General features: G+C 60.4%; 15 protein-coding genes. 13 read left to right on the plus strand and 2 right to left on the minus strand.

Translation table 11 applies throughout. From position 1 onward, the window contains the following. Positions 1 to 3: 3 nt before the first annotated feature. The 6 genes from ACKUUJ_RS03910 (at position 4) to ACKUUJ_RS03935 (ending at position 6,538) form a co-directional block, all read left to right on the plus strand. Complete coding sequence (locus ACKUUJ_RS03910) at positions 4 to 1,347, plus strand: acetyl/propionyl/methylcrotonyl-CoA carboxylase subunit alpha (RefSeq protein WP_409064725.1); 1,344 nt, start codon at positions 4 to 6, stop codon at positions 1,345 to 1,347. Continuing rightward, positions 1,340 to 3,058, plus strand: coding sequence for an acetyl-CoA carboxylase, carboxyltransferase subunit beta (gene accD / locus ACKUUJ_RS03915; RefSeq protein ID WP_409064726.1), 1,719 nt, complete (start codon positions 1,340 to 1,342; stop codon positions 3,056 to 3,058). The genes ACKUUJ_RS03910 and accD overlap by 8 nt, the downstream gene beginning before the upstream one ends. A 40-nt stretch (positions 3,059 to 3,098) precedes the next feature. After that, positions 3,099 to 4,313, plus strand: a complete 1,215-nt coding sequence (locus ACKUUJ_RS03920) for a PTS transporter subunit EIIC (RefSeq protein WP_409064727.1) — start codon at positions 3,099 to 3,101, stop codon at positions 4,311 to 4,313. 151 nt (positions 4,314 to 4,464) lie between these two features. Further along, positions 4,465 to 5,619 (plus strand): cation diffusion facilitator family transporter, encoded by a 1,155-nt coding sequence (locus tag ACKUUJ_RS03925; RefSeq protein WP_409064728.1) that lies wholly within the window; start codon positions 4,465 to 4,467, stop codon positions 5,617 to 5,619. A gap of 39 nt (positions 5,620 to 5,658) precedes the next feature. Beyond that, positions 5,659 to 6,279 (plus strand): histidine phosphatase family protein, encoded by a 621-nt coding sequence (locus ACKUUJ_RS03930; RefSeq protein ID WP_409064729.1) that lies wholly within the window; start codon positions 5,659 to 5,661, stop codon positions 6,277 to 6,279. 31 nt (positions 6,280 to 6,310) lie between these two features. Next, a complete protein-coding gene (locus ACKUUJ_RS03935) occupies positions 6,311 to 6,538 on the plus strand; it encodes a hypothetical protein (protein ID WP_409064730.1) in 228 nt (75 codons plus the stop codon). A 99-nt stretch (positions 6,539 to 6,637) separates the two neighbouring features. On the opposite strand, the gene ACKUUJ_RS03940 is transcribed toward ACKUUJ_RS03935, so the two are convergent. Continuing rightward, on the minus strand, positions 6,638 to 7,399 hold the full coding sequence (locus ACKUUJ_RS03940) for a DeoR/GlpR family DNA-binding transcription regulator (RefSeq protein ID WP_217750313.1): 762 nt from the start codon (positions 7,397 to 7,399) through the stop codon (positions 6,638 to 6,640). Positions 7,400 to 7,414: 15 nt separating this feature from the next. Next, positions 7,415 to 8,179, minus strand: a complete 765-nt coding sequence (locus ACKUUJ_RS03945) for a DeoR/GlpR family DNA-binding transcription regulator (protein ID WP_409064731.1) — start codon at positions 8,177 to 8,179, stop codon at positions 7,415 to 7,417. Positions 8,180 to 8,463: 284 nt separating this feature from the next. Here ACKUUJ_RS03945 and ACKUUJ_RS03950 point away from each other — a divergent pair, with 284 nt between their 5' ends. The 7 genes from ACKUUJ_RS03950 to ACKUUJ_RS03980 all read left to right on the plus strand — a co-directional run bounded on the left by ACKUUJ_RS03950 (position 8,464) and on the right by ACKUUJ_RS03980 (position 15,689). After that, on the plus strand, positions 8,464 to 8,919 hold the full coding sequence (locus ACKUUJ_RS03950) for a hypothetical protein (protein WP_233543591.1): 456 nt from the start codon (positions 8,464 to 8,466) through the stop codon (positions 8,917 to 8,919). 118 nt (positions 8,920 to 9,037) lie between these two features. Next, positions 9,038 to 9,514: a PTS sugar transporter subunit IIB gene (locus ACKUUJ_RS03955; RefSeq protein WP_117647588.1), complete on the plus strand. Its 477-nt coding sequence runs from the start codon at positions 9,038 to 9,040 to the stop codon at positions 9,512 to 9,514. An 80-nt stretch (positions 9,515 to 9,594) separates the two neighbouring features. Then, positions 9,595 to 10,404 (plus strand): PTS mannose/fructose/sorbose/N-acetylgalactosamine transporter subunit IIC, encoded by an 810-nt coding sequence (locus ACKUUJ_RS03960; RefSeq protein ID WP_409064732.1) that lies wholly within the window; start codon positions 9,595 to 9,597, stop codon positions 10,402 to 10,404. Next, positions 10,404 to 11,234 (plus strand): PTS system mannose/fructose/sorbose family transporter subunit IID, encoded by an 831-nt coding sequence (locus tag ACKUUJ_RS03965; RefSeq protein ID WP_117862213.1) that lies wholly within the window; start codon positions 10,404 to 10,406, stop codon positions 11,232 to 11,234. The genes ACKUUJ_RS03960 and ACKUUJ_RS03965 overlap by 1 nt, the downstream gene beginning before the upstream one ends. Before the next feature lie 169 nt (positions 11,235 to 11,403). After that, positions 11,404 to 12,900: a sulfatase gene (locus ACKUUJ_RS03970; RefSeq protein ID WP_117647582.1), complete on the plus strand. Its 1,497-nt coding sequence runs from the start codon at positions 11,404 to 11,406 to the stop codon at positions 12,898 to 12,900. A 102-nt stretch (positions 12,901 to 13,002) separates the two neighbouring features. Further along, positions 13,003 to 14,103 (plus strand): radical SAM protein, encoded by a 1,101-nt coding sequence (locus ACKUUJ_RS03975; RefSeq protein WP_409064733.1) that lies wholly within the window; start codon positions 13,003 to 13,005, stop codon positions 14,101 to 14,103. A 101-nt stretch (positions 14,104 to 14,204) separates the two neighbouring features. Beyond that, on the plus strand, positions 14,205 to 15,689 hold the full coding sequence (locus ACKUUJ_RS03980; protein ID WP_117862211.1) for an arylsulfatase: 1,485 nt from the start codon (positions 14,205 to 14,207) through the stop codon (positions 15,687 to 15,689).

A 15,689-nucleotide genomic window follows, 5' to 3' on the forward strand; every position in this document is an offset into this window, starting at 1 on the left:
TTCATGTTCGACAAAGTGCTCATCGCCAACCGCGGCGAAGTCGCGGTCCGTGTTATCCGCGCGTGTCGCGATATGGGCATCAAGACCGTCGCCGTCTACTCCACGGCCGATGCGGACGCGCTGCACGTGCAGCTTGCCGACGAGGCGTATTGCATCGGCGGCCCGCGTCTTGCCGAGAGCTACCTCAACGACGATGCCGTGCTCACCTGTGCCGTGAAGTCGGGAGCTAAGGCAATTCATCCCGGCTATGGCTTTTTCTCCGAGAAGGCGAGCTTCGTGCGCGACTGCGACAAGTATGGCCTGGCGTTTGTCGGCCCTTCGGCCGAGGTGATCGACAGCATGGGCGACAAGGACGCCGCACGCCGAACGGCTGCCGCGGCGGGCGTGCCCATCGTGCCGGGCTGCGATTTGCTCAAAAGCCCCGAGGAGGCGACGGCCGAGGCCGAGCGCATTGGCTGCCCCGTGCTCATCAAGGCGCGCGCGGGCGGTGGCGGTCGCGGCATTCGCAAGGTCGAGCGCGTGGAAGATGCGGCAAAGGCGTTCATCGAGGCGCGTGCCGAGGCCGAGGCCGTTTTTGGCGACGGCGAGTGCTACATGGAGAAGTTCGTCGCGCCCGCGCACCACGTTGAGGTGCAGATTATGGCCGATAAGCAGGGCCATGTGTTTTCGCTCGGCGAGCGCGAGTGCTCGGTTCAGCGTCGCAATCAAAAGCTGATCGAGGAGAGCCCCGCGCCGTGCCTCGACGGACACGACGACATTCGTGCTCGCATGCACAAGGCAGCGCGTGACCTGGCTCGTGCCGTCGGCTACGAAGGGGCCGGTACCATCGAGTTCTTGTATTCGGACGACGGCAATTTCTACTTTATGGAAATGAACACGCGCTTGCAGGTGGAGCATCCGGTTACGGAGTTTGTGACCGATACCGACTTGGTCAAGTGGCAGCTGCGCGTGGCAGCCGGCCAGCCTCTGCCCTTTGAGCAGGAGGACATGCCGGTCCGCAATCACGCCATGGAGTGCCGCATCAATGCCGAAACGCCGGACTTTTTGCCGTCATGTGGAACGGTCACCGCGTTGCGTGTGCCGGGTGGTCCGCGCGTGCGTTGGGATTCCGCCATGTTTACCGGTGCGAACGTTCCGCCGTACTACGACTCCATGCTCGGCAAGCTCATCGTGTGTGCGCCCACGCGTGACGGCGCTATTCGTAAGATGCGCTCGGCTCTGGGCGAGCTCGTGATTGAGGGCGTGAGCGAAAACAGCGAGCTTCAGCTCGACGTGCTGGCAAACGACGAGTTCTTGTCGGGCATGTATCACACCGATCTGATGGGGCATCTCTATGCTGATGAATAGAAAAGCGAAGACGGTCAACGTCCTCGAGGGGCCGATGACCGAGTCGTGCGCCGAGTTTCCCGCGCGCCACGTGTTTATCAAGTGCCCGGAGTGCCGCCGCGTGATCGATGAGGCACGCCTGCACGACAACCTCGAGGTCTGCCCTCGTTGCGGCAAACACTTTCGCGTGAGCGGTCGCGCGCGCATGCGCATGACGGTCGACGAGGGCACGTTTGAGGAATGGGATGCCAATCTGGCGTCGGAGGACTTTCTCTCGTTTCCCGGCTATGCCGACAAGCTCAAGAGCGTGAGCGAGCGTTCGGGCGAGCGCGATGCCGTCGTGTGCGGTAGGGGTAAAATCTGCGGCTTCGATACCGCGCTCTTCTTTATGGACGCCAACTTTATGATGGGCTCGATGGGTTCCGTGGTGGGCGAGAAGATCTGTCGCACATTTGAGCATGCGACCGAGTTGGGATTGCCGGTCGTTGGCTTTACCGTATCGGGTGGCGCCCGCATGCAGGAGGGCGTGACCTCGCTCATGCAGATGGCCAAGATTTCTGCGGCGGTTAGGCGCCACAGCGAGGCGGGCGGTCTGTACATCACGGTGCTCACCGATCCGACGACCGGTGGCGTGACTGCGAGCTTTGCCATGGAAGGCGACATCATCTTGGCCGAGCCCGATGCCCTGGCGGCGTTTGCCGGCCCGCGCGTGATCGAGCAGAACATGCACAAGCGCTTGCCCAAGGGATTCCAGCGCTCCGAGTTTTTGCTGGAGCACGGCTTTTGCGATGCCGTTGTTCCGCGTGGCGAGATTGCGCTCACGGTAGGCGAGCTGCTGGCGCTGCACGAAGGGCGCGCACCCGGCCTGGGGGCACCACATGAGATCGTGCATACGGGCCGCCGCGGCAAAAAGCTGGGACATTTGTTCAAGCGCTCGGCCGCGCCAAAAACCGCGCTCGAGATTGTCAAGCAGACGCGCTCGGCAGATCGTGCCACGGCGGGCGAGATGATCTCGCTGGGCCTGGATGGATTTGTGGAGCTGCACGGCGACCGCTACTTTGGCGACGATGCCGCTGTGGTGGCTGGCATTGGCTGGAAAGACGGACGTCCCGTAACGGTCATCGCCATCGAGCGCGGCACCACGACCAAAGAGCGTATGCGCCGCAACTTTGGCATGGCGCATCCCGAAGGCTACCGCAAAGCGCGTCGCCTTATGCGCCAGGCCGAAAAGTTTGGTCGACCGGTTCTGTGCCTGGTCGATACTTCGGGCGCGTTTTGCGGCATCGGTGCCGAGGAGCGCGGTCAGGGCGAGGCGATTGCCCAGAATCTCATGGAGATGAGCGGCCTTAAGACGCCGATTGTCTCGGTGGTGACAGGTGAGGGCGGCTCTGGTGGCGCGCTGGCGCTGTCCGTGGCCGACCGCATCCTGATGCTCTCGAGCTCGGCCTATTCGGTCGTGAGCCCCGAGGCCTGTGCGTCGATTCTGTGGAAGGATACCGAGCGCGCGAATGAGGCCGCCGAGGCGCTGAAGCTCACGGCCCCCGATCTGTTGGCGCTCGGCATCATCGACGGCATTGTCGACGATAGGGGCCTGTCACATGAGGAGATTGCCGGTGCCGTCATGTCCTCGGCATTTGATGCCTTCGATACGCTTGGGCGGCTCGACGACGCGACCCTCACAAACCTCCGCTACGAAAAGTACCGCGTAATCGGTCAGTACCGCACGATGTGACAAAGGGACAGTCCGCATGTCACATTGGGAAAGGGTTCCTGTGTCACAAGTTTCTAACACCTCGTTTACAACGACGGTCTCATCAAATGCCATGGCCGTGGTGGACTATCTGTCCAAAAGCATGATGTCGGCGCTGCCGTTTATTGTCTGCGCGGCGTTGTTCCGCACCGTCGCCGTCATTATGGGCGAAGGCATGCTGGGCCTGTGGTCTGCCGATTCCGAAATCTATCGCCTGTTCAACAGTTGGCTCTATAACGCCGGCTACTACTTTTTGCCCATTTATCTTGGTTGGGCGGCCGCCCGCCAGCTCGGTTGTTCGGAGCAGCTGGGCATGATGCTGGGCGGCGTATTGATTGCGCCCGATCTGCTTAAGCTCGTCGATGCCGCATCGACGACGGGGGCATCGATGACTTCCGTGTATGGTCTGCTTCCTGCGCCGGTCAACGATTACACGACGACTGTTATTCCGGTTCTCATCTCGGTGCCCGTGCTATGGCGAGTGGAGTGTTTCTTTAAGCGCGTTATCCCTAAGGCCGTGGCGTTTTCGTTCGTTCCGTTTGCGACCATGCTTGTCATGGTTCCGGTTTCGCTGTGTATTACGGCGCCGGCGGGCAGCTATCTGGGCATGCTGTTGGGCCAGCTTATGTTTATGCTTGGCAATTCCGGTGGCATCGTGTCGCTGCTCACGCTCATGGGGCTTGCTGCGGGCTGGGAGTTCCTAAAGATCGCCGGCGTCAGCAACGTTGTCCTATCGCTCGCCTATGCGCAGTTTATGAGTGTGGGAACGGATTCGTGCATCCTGATCGCCGCGACGATGGCAACGTTCGCCGTTTGGGGCATGCCCTTTGGCGCGTCGCTTCGCGTTGCGGATAAGGACGAGAAGGCGCTCATGCTGGGCTATTCAATCTCGGGTGTTCTTGGCGGCGTAAGCGAGCCGGCGCTGTACGGTTGCGGCTTTAAATATGGCAGGTGCCTGACGTGCATGGCCATTGGCGGCGCCGTCGGAGGCCTTGTTGCGGCCGTGGGCCACGTTACGGCCTATACCATCGGCATGACGAATGTCCTTATGGTCATTGGCTTTGCCACGGGCGGCATCTCGAACCTGCTGTGGTGCTGCGCTGCCGGCGGTGTGGCATTTGCGGTGTCTGCGGCGCTGAGCTACTGCTTTGGCGTGGTGCCGGCGAAGGGACAGACGACGGGGGACGGAGCCGATTCACCCGAAACCTCGAAGAGCGTGGCCGAAGTAAGCGCGTAAACCTGTGCGACACAAGGACGATTCCTTTGCCATATTCCAAGGCCGTGGCCCGTGTGGGTTGCGGCCTTTTTTGTATCTGGGGGACAAAGTGGCTACACTACAATCCGTTTGAGCAATAGATATATAGGTAGTACCGTGGGGGCGGATGTAGATGGTCGAGTGGATTGTTAAGCGTGCGCAGGGCGACCGTGCGCGCGTGGGCACGTTGACGGGCGTGGTGTGTATTCTCGCCAATGTGGCACTATGCGCTGCGAAGGGCGTAATTGGCGTGCTGTCGGGATCGGTTTCGATTGTGGCGGATGCCATGAACAACCTGTCCGATGCCAGCTCGAATATCGTGAGCGTGCTGGGCTTTAAGCTGGCGAGCAAGCCGGCCGACCCCGAGCATCCTTACGGCCACGGTCGCTACGAGTATCTCTCGGGTCTGGTCGTGGCGGCACTCGTGCTGCTGATTGGCGTTGAGCTGGTGAAGTCCTCGGTCGAGCGCGTCATCCACCCCGAACCTGTCGAGTTCTCGCTTGCCCTGGTGGCAGTTCTGGTGCTTTCGATGGTCGTAAAGCTCTGGATGGCGGCCCTCAACCAAAAGCTCGGCGATCGCATTGAGTCCGAGACGCTGCATGCGACCGCGCAGGATTCCAAGAACGATGTTCTTGCCACGGGCGCCGTACTGGCGTGCGCAATTGTTTCGCAGGTGACGGGCATCAACCTTGACGCTTGGGTCGGCCTTGCCGTTGGTGCCTATATTGGCTGGAGCGGTTTTGAACTCATCCAGGATACGGTGAGCCCGCTTTTGGGCCAGACGCCCGATCCTAAGCTGGTCAAGCACATTCGAGACAAGATCATGAGCTATCCCGGCGTTTTGGGCGTTCACGATCTGATGGTTCACGATTACGGCCCGGGCAGGAAGTTCGCAAGCGCTCACGCCGAGATGGCGGCCGAAGCCAGCCCGATGGAAAGTCACGACACGCTCGATAACATCGAGCAGGCGTTTAGGGACGAGGACGGCATGATCGTCACGCTCCATTACGATCCCATCGTGACCGATGACCCCAAGCTGGCGAGCATGCGCCTGCGCATCAACGCTATGGCTCAACAGATCGATAGCCGCCTTTCGATTCACGATCTGCGTTGCGTGCCGGGCCCCACGCACACCAATGTGATCTTCGACTGCGTGCGCCCCTCGGATCTGCAAATGAGTGCCGAGGACCTAAAGCACGCGCTGGCACAACGGGTCGAATCGGAATATCCCAAGTCGGTCGCCAAAATCACGATCGACGAAGACTACGTAGGCCATACCCACGAGTAGGGCTGCGCCGGTAAAGCTAGTTATACAGAAGGGGAGAGCATGAAGCGTCTATATCTACTCCGCCATGGTCAGACGGAATTCAACGTAAAAAAGCTGGTCCAAGGTCGTTGTGATTCACCGCTCACCAATTTGGGTCGTCAACAGGCACAGACAGCAGCCGCATGGCTCAAGGCCCACGGCGTCGTCCCCAACAAAGTGGTCTCATCACCCTTAGGACGAGCCATGGACACGGCAAGTCTCGTCGCATGCGAGCTTCTCGGCCCGGACGCTGCTGTCGAGCCCTGCAAAGGCATCATCGAGCGCTGCTATGGAACCTTCGAAGAAGGCCCCCACGACGCCCTTCCCACCGACGTCTGGGATCCGGGCGAGGACCTGGTCCCCTTTGGAGGAGAAGGAAGCCGCGCGCTGCAAGAGCGCATGGTAGACACCCTCACCAATCTCATGGGAGCCGAGGGCATCGAAACCCTCCTAGCAGTAAGCCACGGCAGCGCCAGCCGCCAATTCATCAAGGCTGCAGCCCCAGAGGGCTTCGAGCTCCCAGCAAAACTCCCTAACTGCGCCATCATGATCTTCGGTTTTGAGGATTCGCAAGAAGAATGCGACGCGTCCCAAGGTAAGTTCACCTTGCAGCAAATCATCGATCCCCAGCAAAGTCTATAGCCTGAGCGAGCAAAGTTAAGCAGACATCAACGTGTCGTCTCCCGAGCTTTGGCTTGACACGCTGAACATCTACAAGGATAACCTTGAGGCCGTCGAGGCGTTCCTGGCCGACGCCCGCGCCATGGGCGACGGTCGTCTCAATGCGGTGCTCACCGGTGCCGGCACCTCCGATTACGTGGGTGAGGTTGTCGTCCTCAACCCCGACCTATCCCTCGTCGAGACCTATCTCGGTGGCGGGAGCGTCTACACTGAGAAGTAGCTGCTGACCTATTTGCGATTTGATGCGAATAATGAGACCCCGATTCGGCTTTATCGAATCGGGGTCTTTGCTGTGGTGTCCAGCTAAATCAAAACAGGCCTATTCTGCGACGATGATGCGAGTTGATTCGAGAACCATGGAACGCTGTTTGTCGTTGACATTTGCATCGGTGATGAGTGCGTCCATTTGATCGAGATTGTAGAAGCCGAAGAAGTCCATCTGTCCGATCTTGCTTGAATCGCAGACAAGGTAACGCTTGGCGGCGCGATCGCAAGCGAGCGCCTGTAAGCGTCCTTCCTCAAGGTTAGAACAGGAGATGGATTGGGCAAGTACGCCGTTGGTGCCGATAAAGCAAGTGTCGATACCGAGCGGGGCGAGAGCATCTTCGGCGATGGGCCCGACGAAAGAACCCGATCGTTTGCGATACTGTCCTCCCAGGGCCCAGATCTCCACATCGTTTCGCGTCTGGAGCATGTTCAGCACGATGATGCTGTTTGTGATGACGCGCAGCCGCATGCGCGGCAGCGCACGGGCGATGAGAGCGCAAGTCGAACCGGGTCCGAGGAAGATGGTGTCGCGCTCTCTGATGAGGTTGACAGCGGTGCGTGCGATATGCTCTTTTTCAGGGGAGCGGATTGAGAGCTTTTCAAAAAACGGGACCTCTTCGGCAGTGGGGGAGCCGCTTGAAAGTCGGATGCCACCGTACTCGCGGATGACGCCAGCGCGTCGCGAGAGCTCATCGAAGTCTCTTCGAGCGGTCATTTCAGATATACCAAAGATTGTTGCGGCTTGGGCAACAGTGACCATTCCGCGCTGAGCGCACAGCTCAAGTAATTGTTCGTGACGTTCGGGTTTAAGCATGGCTTGCCAATTGGATTATGCGGTAATGACGGAGGTATAGGCGCGGAGGGCCTCGATGGTCCGGGGGTCTGCGTCCTCGTTAATGAATGCCGCGGTCATATCCTCCAGTGTGGTGAAAAGGCAGAAGTCGCGCCTTCCGACTTTTTCAGCATCTACAACAAGATAACGCTCCTGAGCTCGAGAAAGAGCGTCTGAGAGGACCATGGCTGCATCGGGACGAGAGCCAAAGACCTCGTTTCCAAAAATACCGGTTGCCGAGACGTAGGCCTTGGGAGCGGATAGACCGTAGGGGCCGCGGCCGTTGTATGGCATGGTGAAAACTCGCGTGTCGTGACGCATCTTGCCACCAACAAAGAATAGATCTATATGTGGATTGTCGGCTAGCAGGTTCAGCACGGGAAGACTGTTGGTGACGACGCGTATGTCCTCCTGGGGCAAATACGAACACATGAGCTCGAGAGTGGAGCCTCCACCGAGAAAGATCGTATCGCCGGCTGAGACGGTTTGGGCGGCGGCCATAGCGGCGGCACGTTTCTGATCAACTTGAAAACGACGTTTCTCCTCATGCGGGGTCAAACGTGAAAGGGCTGTTCCGTGGGCGGAGTGTGGAAGCTGAGCCCCTCCGTGTACGCGCACAAGAAGGCCCTTGTCGGCAAGCTCGGCCAGGTCACGCCTGATGGTCATATCCGAAACAGATAGGGTATTAGATATCTCGTTTACCGATACCGAATGATGTTGGTCGAGCAAGTCGAGAATGGCCTGCTGGCGTTCTGATTTCATGAGTGCCGACTCTCTCATCGAGCGTTTGTTCTTATTTCAATGTAAACGAACAACATTAATAAACGCAAATCGTTCACGAAGGCACATTACCTTTCACCGGTCAAAACATAACGCTCACGGAAAAAACCATCAAATAGGAGGTAAATAAAGCTCATTCCAAAAATCATCTCTTGACCAATAAACAAATATAGACGAACATAGACGAACATAAACGAACAGAACGAACAGAACGAACAGAACGAACAGAACGAACAGAACGAACAGAACGAAGAGAATTAATAAGTATGAAAGGACAGAAGATGCGTATCGGTGTCATCCTTGCAAGTCACGGAGAGTTCGCTCAGGCCGCCCTCGGCGCCGTCGAGATGATTGCGGGCAAGCAGCCTGATGTCATCGCTCTTGGTCTCACCGCCGAGAAGAGCCTGGAGTCTTTCGAGTCCGAGATGCGCGAGGCCTACGAGACCCTCAGCGCCGAGTGCGAACTCGTCGTCACCCTATGCGACATCTACGGCGGCACCCCATTCAACGTGACCACCCGCTGCCTGCTCAACGGCATGAACATGGTCGCCTACACCGGCCTGTCTATGCCCGTTGCGGTCGAGCTCCTGCTCACCCGCGATGGCCTCGATTCCGCCGACGCGGTCCGTGCCCAGCTCACCGCCGCTCACGCCGGGGCCCAGCAGGAGATCAAGGCTCCCGCTCCGGCCGTGGAGGCAGACGAGGACGATTTGGACCTCTAGGCTCGTTAGCCCGTCGATTCGAGTGGCGCTCACCCGTATCCCCCCGAGTGGGCGTCTCGATCGAGTAGAGCATTCGTAAACGGTACTGAAGGAACGTGCAAACGAAAAGGAGAACAACATGGCACTCAAACTCGTCGACATCGATGACCGCCTGATTCACGGTCAGGTCGCCACCACCTGGATTCCCGACTTCGGCATCGAATCGGCAATCATTGTCTCGGATAAGGTCGCCAACGACCCCGTCCAGAAGTCCGTCGCCGGCCTCGCCGCCCCCGACATCAAGGTCTCCGTCTTCGGCGTCGAGAAGTTTATCGAGGTCCTCAAGAAGACCGAGCTCAAGAAAGCCACGATGGTGCTCTTCACCAACCCCATCGACGCCCTCAAGCTGCACGAGAACGGCTTGCCGTTCGACTACCTGAACGTCTCCGGCATGCGCTTCAACGAGCAGCGTCATCGCCTGCACAAGAACATGTCCGTCACCGCCGAGGAAAAGGCCGCCTTCGAGGAGCTCATTGGCCTCGGCGTCGACTGCTGGATGCAGACCACCACGCGCGATTCCAAGGAGCCCGTGTCCGAGCTCCTCAAGAACTACTAAGTAGGTAACCATCTCCGGGCATGTGAGCCCGGGGCGTGCCCATCGGAGGGAACGATGGGCGAATAGGGAAGGAGAGGCTTATGCTTCAGGCACTTCTGCTCGCCATCTGGGCGGGTCTGTGCACTTGGGACCAGTTCGGTCCCCACCTGGGCTTCCGCAAGCCCCTGCTGGCATCCGTCGGCGTCGGCATCATCCTCGGTGACATGACGACCGCCATCATGATCGGCGCGACCATGGAGCTCATGTGGCTCGGCGTCAATAACATCGGTGCCTACGTTCCGCCCGATGTCATCTCCGGCACCATCGTCGGTGCCGCCTTGGGCATTATGGGTTCCACCGACACCGCCAGCGCCATCGCCCTGGCAGTCTCCATCGGCATCCCCACCGCCACCTTGGTTCAGCAGCTGAACATCCTGGTCATGACCACCAACGTCTCGCTTGTTCACGGTGCCGACAAGGCCATCGAGTCCGGTAAGTTCAACGCTGTCAACAAGTTCTTCTGGACCGGTGCTCTGTGCTTCTTCCTGAGCCGCGCCGTCCCCGTCTTCATCGCCACGGGTATCGGCTCCTTCGTGATCGAGGACATCATGGCCTTCCTACAGAACCAGGTTCCGTGGGTTCTCACCGGCTTCTCCACTGCCGGTGGCATGATGCCCGCCGTCGGCCTGGCCATGCTCCTCACCATGATGATGAAGAAGAACATGTGGATCTTCCTGCTGCTCGGCTTTATCATGGCCGCCTTCCTCAACGTCCCGACCGTGGGCATCGCGCTCGCCGCTTGCGCCGCCGCCGGCGTGTGGGACGTCATTACCGAGGGCCAGAAGAATCAACCCGCCCCTGCCGCCGCCTCTGCCGCCGGCTCCGATGATGACGAGGAGTACGATCTCTAATGGGTAAGATCTCCAACTCCACCCTGAACAAGGTCCTGCTGCGCACCCAGGGTTGCCAATTCGCGCACAACTACGAGCGCATGCAGTCGCTGTCCCTGACCTACTGCTTTGCCCCTGTCCTCGAGGAGCTCTACAAGGACGCCCCCAAGGAGGAGCGCGTTAACGCCATGAAGCGCCACCTCGAGTACTTCAACACCCACCCGCTCGCGATCCCCTTCATCCTTGGCATCACCGCCGCCCTGGAGGAGACTACGGATGAGGATCAGAAGGACACCGTCGTCGGCATCAAGACCTCCCTCATGGGTCCCTTCGCCGGCCTTGGTGACTCCCTGCTGAACCTCACCTGGTTCCCGATCGCCGGCTCCATCGGCGCATCTATGTGCGTCGACAACGGCTCCATTGTGGGTCCGCTCGTGATGTTCTTGCTCATCAACCTGCTGTACTGGCCGCTGAAGTACTTCGGCCTGCACAAGGGTTACGAGATGGGCATGGAGCTCGTCGAGAAGGCGGGCGTCCAGGTCTTCGACCGTCTGGGCAACCTCGCCAACGTGCTGGGCGTCATGGTCACCGGCGGCCTGATCGCCACGACCGTTAAGCTCAAGCTTGCCGTGCAGTTCGCCTTCGGTGAGGGTGACCCGCTGGTGCTCCAGGACCAGCTCGACAAGGTGTTGCCCTTCCTGCTGCCTGTCGTTCTGACTTTCATCTGCTATCGCCTGCTCAAGAAGGGCCAGGGCAAGAACTCCGCCCAAATCATCATCGGTCTGATTGTGTTCTCCCTTGTGTTCGCCGCTATCGGTTTCTACTTCCCGGCGTTCAAGATCTTCGCCTAATCGCGAGCTTATCAAAAGGCAAATCGTTTGATGCCCGCGCCCCGCATGCCGGGCGCGGGCCTCGTTGTCTCATGTGCTCTCCATCGTGCGCGATCGGGGTGCGCTCCATTATGCCCATGTGCCTTTGGCGTATCGCCATCTGGCAATTCCAACTATCGAAAGGATGCCAATGAGAACCGTCCTCGTGCTCATGGATACTCTGCGTCGCGACGTCCTGTCGTGCTACAACCCCGCAACCGACGTCCAGACCCCCAATCTCGATGCCTTTGCCGAGCGTTCCTGCGTGTTCGACAACCACTGGATCGGCTCGGCTCCCTGCATGCCTGCCCGCCGCGACATCCTCACCGGTCGCTACAACTTCCTCGAGCGCCCCTGGGGCCCCATCGAGCCCTTCGATGTGACGCTGCCGGCCTGCCTGCGCGCGAACGGCAACTTCTGCCACATCACCACCGACCACTGCCACTACCTACGCACCGGTGGCGAGGGCTACCTCCAGGAGTTCAACACCTGGGATTACTACCGCGGCCAGGAGGGCGACCCGTGGGTCAGCCGCATCGATGAGCCGAATAACATGCCCGAGACCTTCTACGGGCGCGTGCGCGAGCAGTACCAGAAGAACCGTCAGCTCTGGCCCAACGAAGAGGACATGCCGAGCCCCAAGACCTTCCAGTCCGCCTGCGACTGGATCGACGGCAATGCTGGGGCCGACGACTTCTTCCTTATGGTTGAGGCCTTCGACCCGCACGAGCCCTTCGATGTGCCCGACAAGTACATGGAGATGTACGGCGGCACTGGCGAGCTCGACCGCGACTACTTCGAGATTCCTGAGTACAAGCGCGTCTCCGCCACCGACGTCAACAAGGGCGCGGAGGACTACCTGCAGCGCCGCTACAAGGCCCTCGTCACCATGACCGACCGCTGGTTTGGTAGGCTCATCGACAAGCTCGAGGAGCGCGGGATGCTGGACGATACCATGGTCATGGTCACCACCGACCACGGCTATTTCCTGGGCGAGCGCGACTACATGGGCAAAAACTACATGCACCTGTATAACGAGCTCGCGCATCTGCCGTTCATTGTGCACTTCCCGGGTAACGCCCGCGCCGGCGAGCATGCCCGCCAGCTCACTCAGGCCATCGACATCATGCCCACGGTGCTTGAGGCCCACGGCTGCGAGATTCCCGCAGATGTGTGCGGCACCTCCCTCGTGCCGCTCATGACGGATGCTGACGCGCCCACGCGTGGCTACGCCCTGTACGGCGTGCACGCCATGACCGTCAACGTCACCGACGGCCGCTACACCTACTTCCGCGCGCCGGTCGCCGGCAACCAGCCGTGCTTCGAGTACACCGCACTGCCGCACACCATCCGCAAAAAGATGGGTTCGGACTGCCCGGAGGAGATTGAGTGTGGCCGCTACTTCAAACGCACCAAGTACCCGCTGTTCAAGATCCCCTGTAAGAAGCCGGCCCAGATCGAGGGAGCCACGCCGCTCGCCGAGGTCGAGCAGACGATGCTGTTCGACCTTGAGAGTGACTACGGCCAGGTTAATAATCTCGCCGGCAAGGACGACCACGCCGAACAGCGCATGATTGACCTGCTGCTGCGCGGCCTGGAGGAGCATGAGTCCCCGGCCGAGCAAAAGGAGCGCCTGGGCTTGGCCTAAGATTCATGCGGTGATTGTGCGGGCCGGATGCGCCGCCTCGGGTAAGGAGGTGGTTTCCGGCCCGATGAGTGAGGGCTAGCCTGTGCGAAGGGGGTATGTGCCATGTGCGCGAAGCATATTGGCTTTTTGATAAAACCGGCATCGAGTGCTTGCAACATGCGGTGCAGGTACTGCTTTTACTGCGATGTCGCTGCTCATCGCGAGGAGCGGAGCGCCCGCGTCATGGGCGAAGACGTGGCAAGTGCCATCATCGACCGTGCACTCGCCGTGGCGAGTGATGCGCACATTTCTTTCGCCTTCCAGGGCGGCGAGCCCACCCTGGCCGGCCTTGACTTCTTCCATTCGTTCGTCGCGCGGGTGGAGGAGCGCCGTGAGAACCAGCGGGTGAGCTGGGCGTTGCAGACCAACGGCTACCTGATCGAAGAGGAATGGGCCGAGTTCTTCCGCGAGCACGGGTTCCTCATCGGAGTCTCGGTTGACGCTTATCGCGACCTGCACGATTCGATGCGTCCCGATGCGCACGGTGCCGCCACGTACGCGCGCGTCATGAGCGGCGTTCGCCTGCTGCGCGAGCGCGGCGTGGACGTCAACATACTCTCGGTCCTCACCTCGCAGATGGCGGCGCATCCACAGCGCGTCTTCTCCTTCATCAAGCAGGAGAAGATCACCCATATCCAGTTCATCCCGTGCCTGCCGGGCCTCGACGATGAGCGGGACACGTTCTCGCTCGACCCGCGTGCCTTCTCCTCGTTCTACCGCCGCTTGTTCGACTTGTGGTGGCGCGAGCTCGGTGCTGGGCGCTATGTGAGCATCTGGCTGTTCGAGAACGTCATGCAGATGGCGCTCGGGCAGTTTCCGTCGCAGTGCGGTATGCTCGGCCGCTGCGCTCCGCAGTTCGTGGTGGAAAGCGACGGTTCGGTGTATCCGTGCGACTTCTATGCGCTGGATGAGTACCGCGTGGGCGATATTCGCGTCGATTCCCTTGAGGCAATGACGACCTGTGAGACCATGCGCATGTTTTTGAACGAGCCGCGTCGCGATTGCGCGCGGTGCGCCGATTGCCCCTTTGAGGGCATTTGCCATCGCAACTGCAAGCGCCTGAACATCGCCTATTACGATGCGGGCTACTGCGGGCTGCGTGAGTTTTTGGAGTACGCCTATCCCGGCCTGCAGCGCGTGGCTCGCATGTTCACGCGGCGCTGATCCTGCCCGGGTTTTGCCTCGTCGTAGTTGTGTGGGGCTCTGCGCCCCTCCCGCCTTGACCACTCAATCTTCATCCCGTTCCCGTGAGTTTGGAGTTCCCTATGCCCCAGCAACCCAACGTTCTCCTTATCATGTGCGACCAGATGCGCGGCGACTGCCTGGGTATCGACGGCCATCCGGACGTGCAGACGCCCTACTTGGACACGCTCGCCGCCGACGGCATGCTGTTCGAGAACGCCTACTCCGCCTGCCCGAGTTGCATCCCGGCGCGCGCCGCCCTCTTTTGCGGCAAGACGCCCGCGGGCACGGGCCGCGTGGGTTACCAGGACGGTATCGCGTGGGAGTACGACCATATGCTCGCGCAGGAGATGCGCGACGGCGGCTACCAGACCGCCGTGGTAGGCAAGATGCACGTGCATCCGCCGCGTTTGGGCTGCGGCTTCGAGCACATGCGCCTGCATGACGGCTACATCGGCCACTACCGCAAGGCGAACCTGCCGTACTGGATGCACCAGAACGTCTCCGACGACTACATGCGCTTCCTCAAAAATGAACTGGGCGAATTCGCCGACGTGAACGGTTCGGGCGTTGAGAACAACTCCTGGATCACCCATCCCTGGGCCTACGAGGAGCGCCTGCACCCCACCAACTGGGTGGTGGACGAGTCCATCCGCTTTTTGGAGACCCGCGATCGCACGCGCCCGTTCTTCCTCATGACGAGCTTCGTGCGGCCCCACCCGCCCTTCGACGCGCCGCAGACCTACTTCGATCTGTACCGCGACATGGAGCTGCGCGCGCCTGCCGCTGGCGATTGGGATGACGCCGATGCCACCGAGCGCGATGGCATGATCTTGGACAGCGTGCACGGCTGCCGCGACGCCGAGCTGCGCCGCGAGGCCATGGCGGGCTATTATGCCTGCATCACACATATGGACCACCAGATCGGCCGGCTCATCACGGCGCTCGAGAACGACGAGACCTACCACGACACCGTGATCGTGTTCTGCTCCGACCACGGCGAGATGCTCTTTGACCACAGTCTCTTTCGCAAGGTGTTGCCCTACGAGGGCTCCGCGCGCATCCCCTTCATCGTGCACGTGGGCAAAAACGTCGATGTGCCGGGCGGCGAGCGCGTTCGCGGCGTGAGCGAGAGCACGGTGGAACTCATGGACCTTATGCCCACCATCCTCGAGGCGTGCGACCTGCCCGTGCCCGAGGGCGTGGAGGGTGCCTCGCTCATGGGCGAGCTTACCGGCGCCGCGCCGCTGAACCGTGCATACCTGCACGGCGAGCACAGCGGCAGCCGCGAGCAGTCCAACCAGTGGATCGTGACCCCGCATGACAAGTACATCTGGTTCACACGGACCGGGGTGGAGCAGTATTTCGACCTGGACGCCGATCCGCGTGAGGAGCACGACCTCATCGACGCTCCGGAGCGCGCCGCGCGCATCGCCGTGCTCCGTGCCTGCCTGATTGAGGAGCTCGCTGGTCGCGAAGAGGGATATGTTCGTGACGGCGAGTTGGTGGCGGGACGTGCGCCCGCCGTTATGCTTGAGCGCCCCCGGCCCTCGCGCCTCCAACGTTAA

This window comes from Collinsella sp. wc0583 (genome assembly GCF_046116915.1).
In the GTDB taxonomy this organism is placed as follows: domain Bacteria; phylum Actinomycetota; class Coriobacteriia; order Coriobacteriales; family Coriobacteriaceae; genus Collinsella.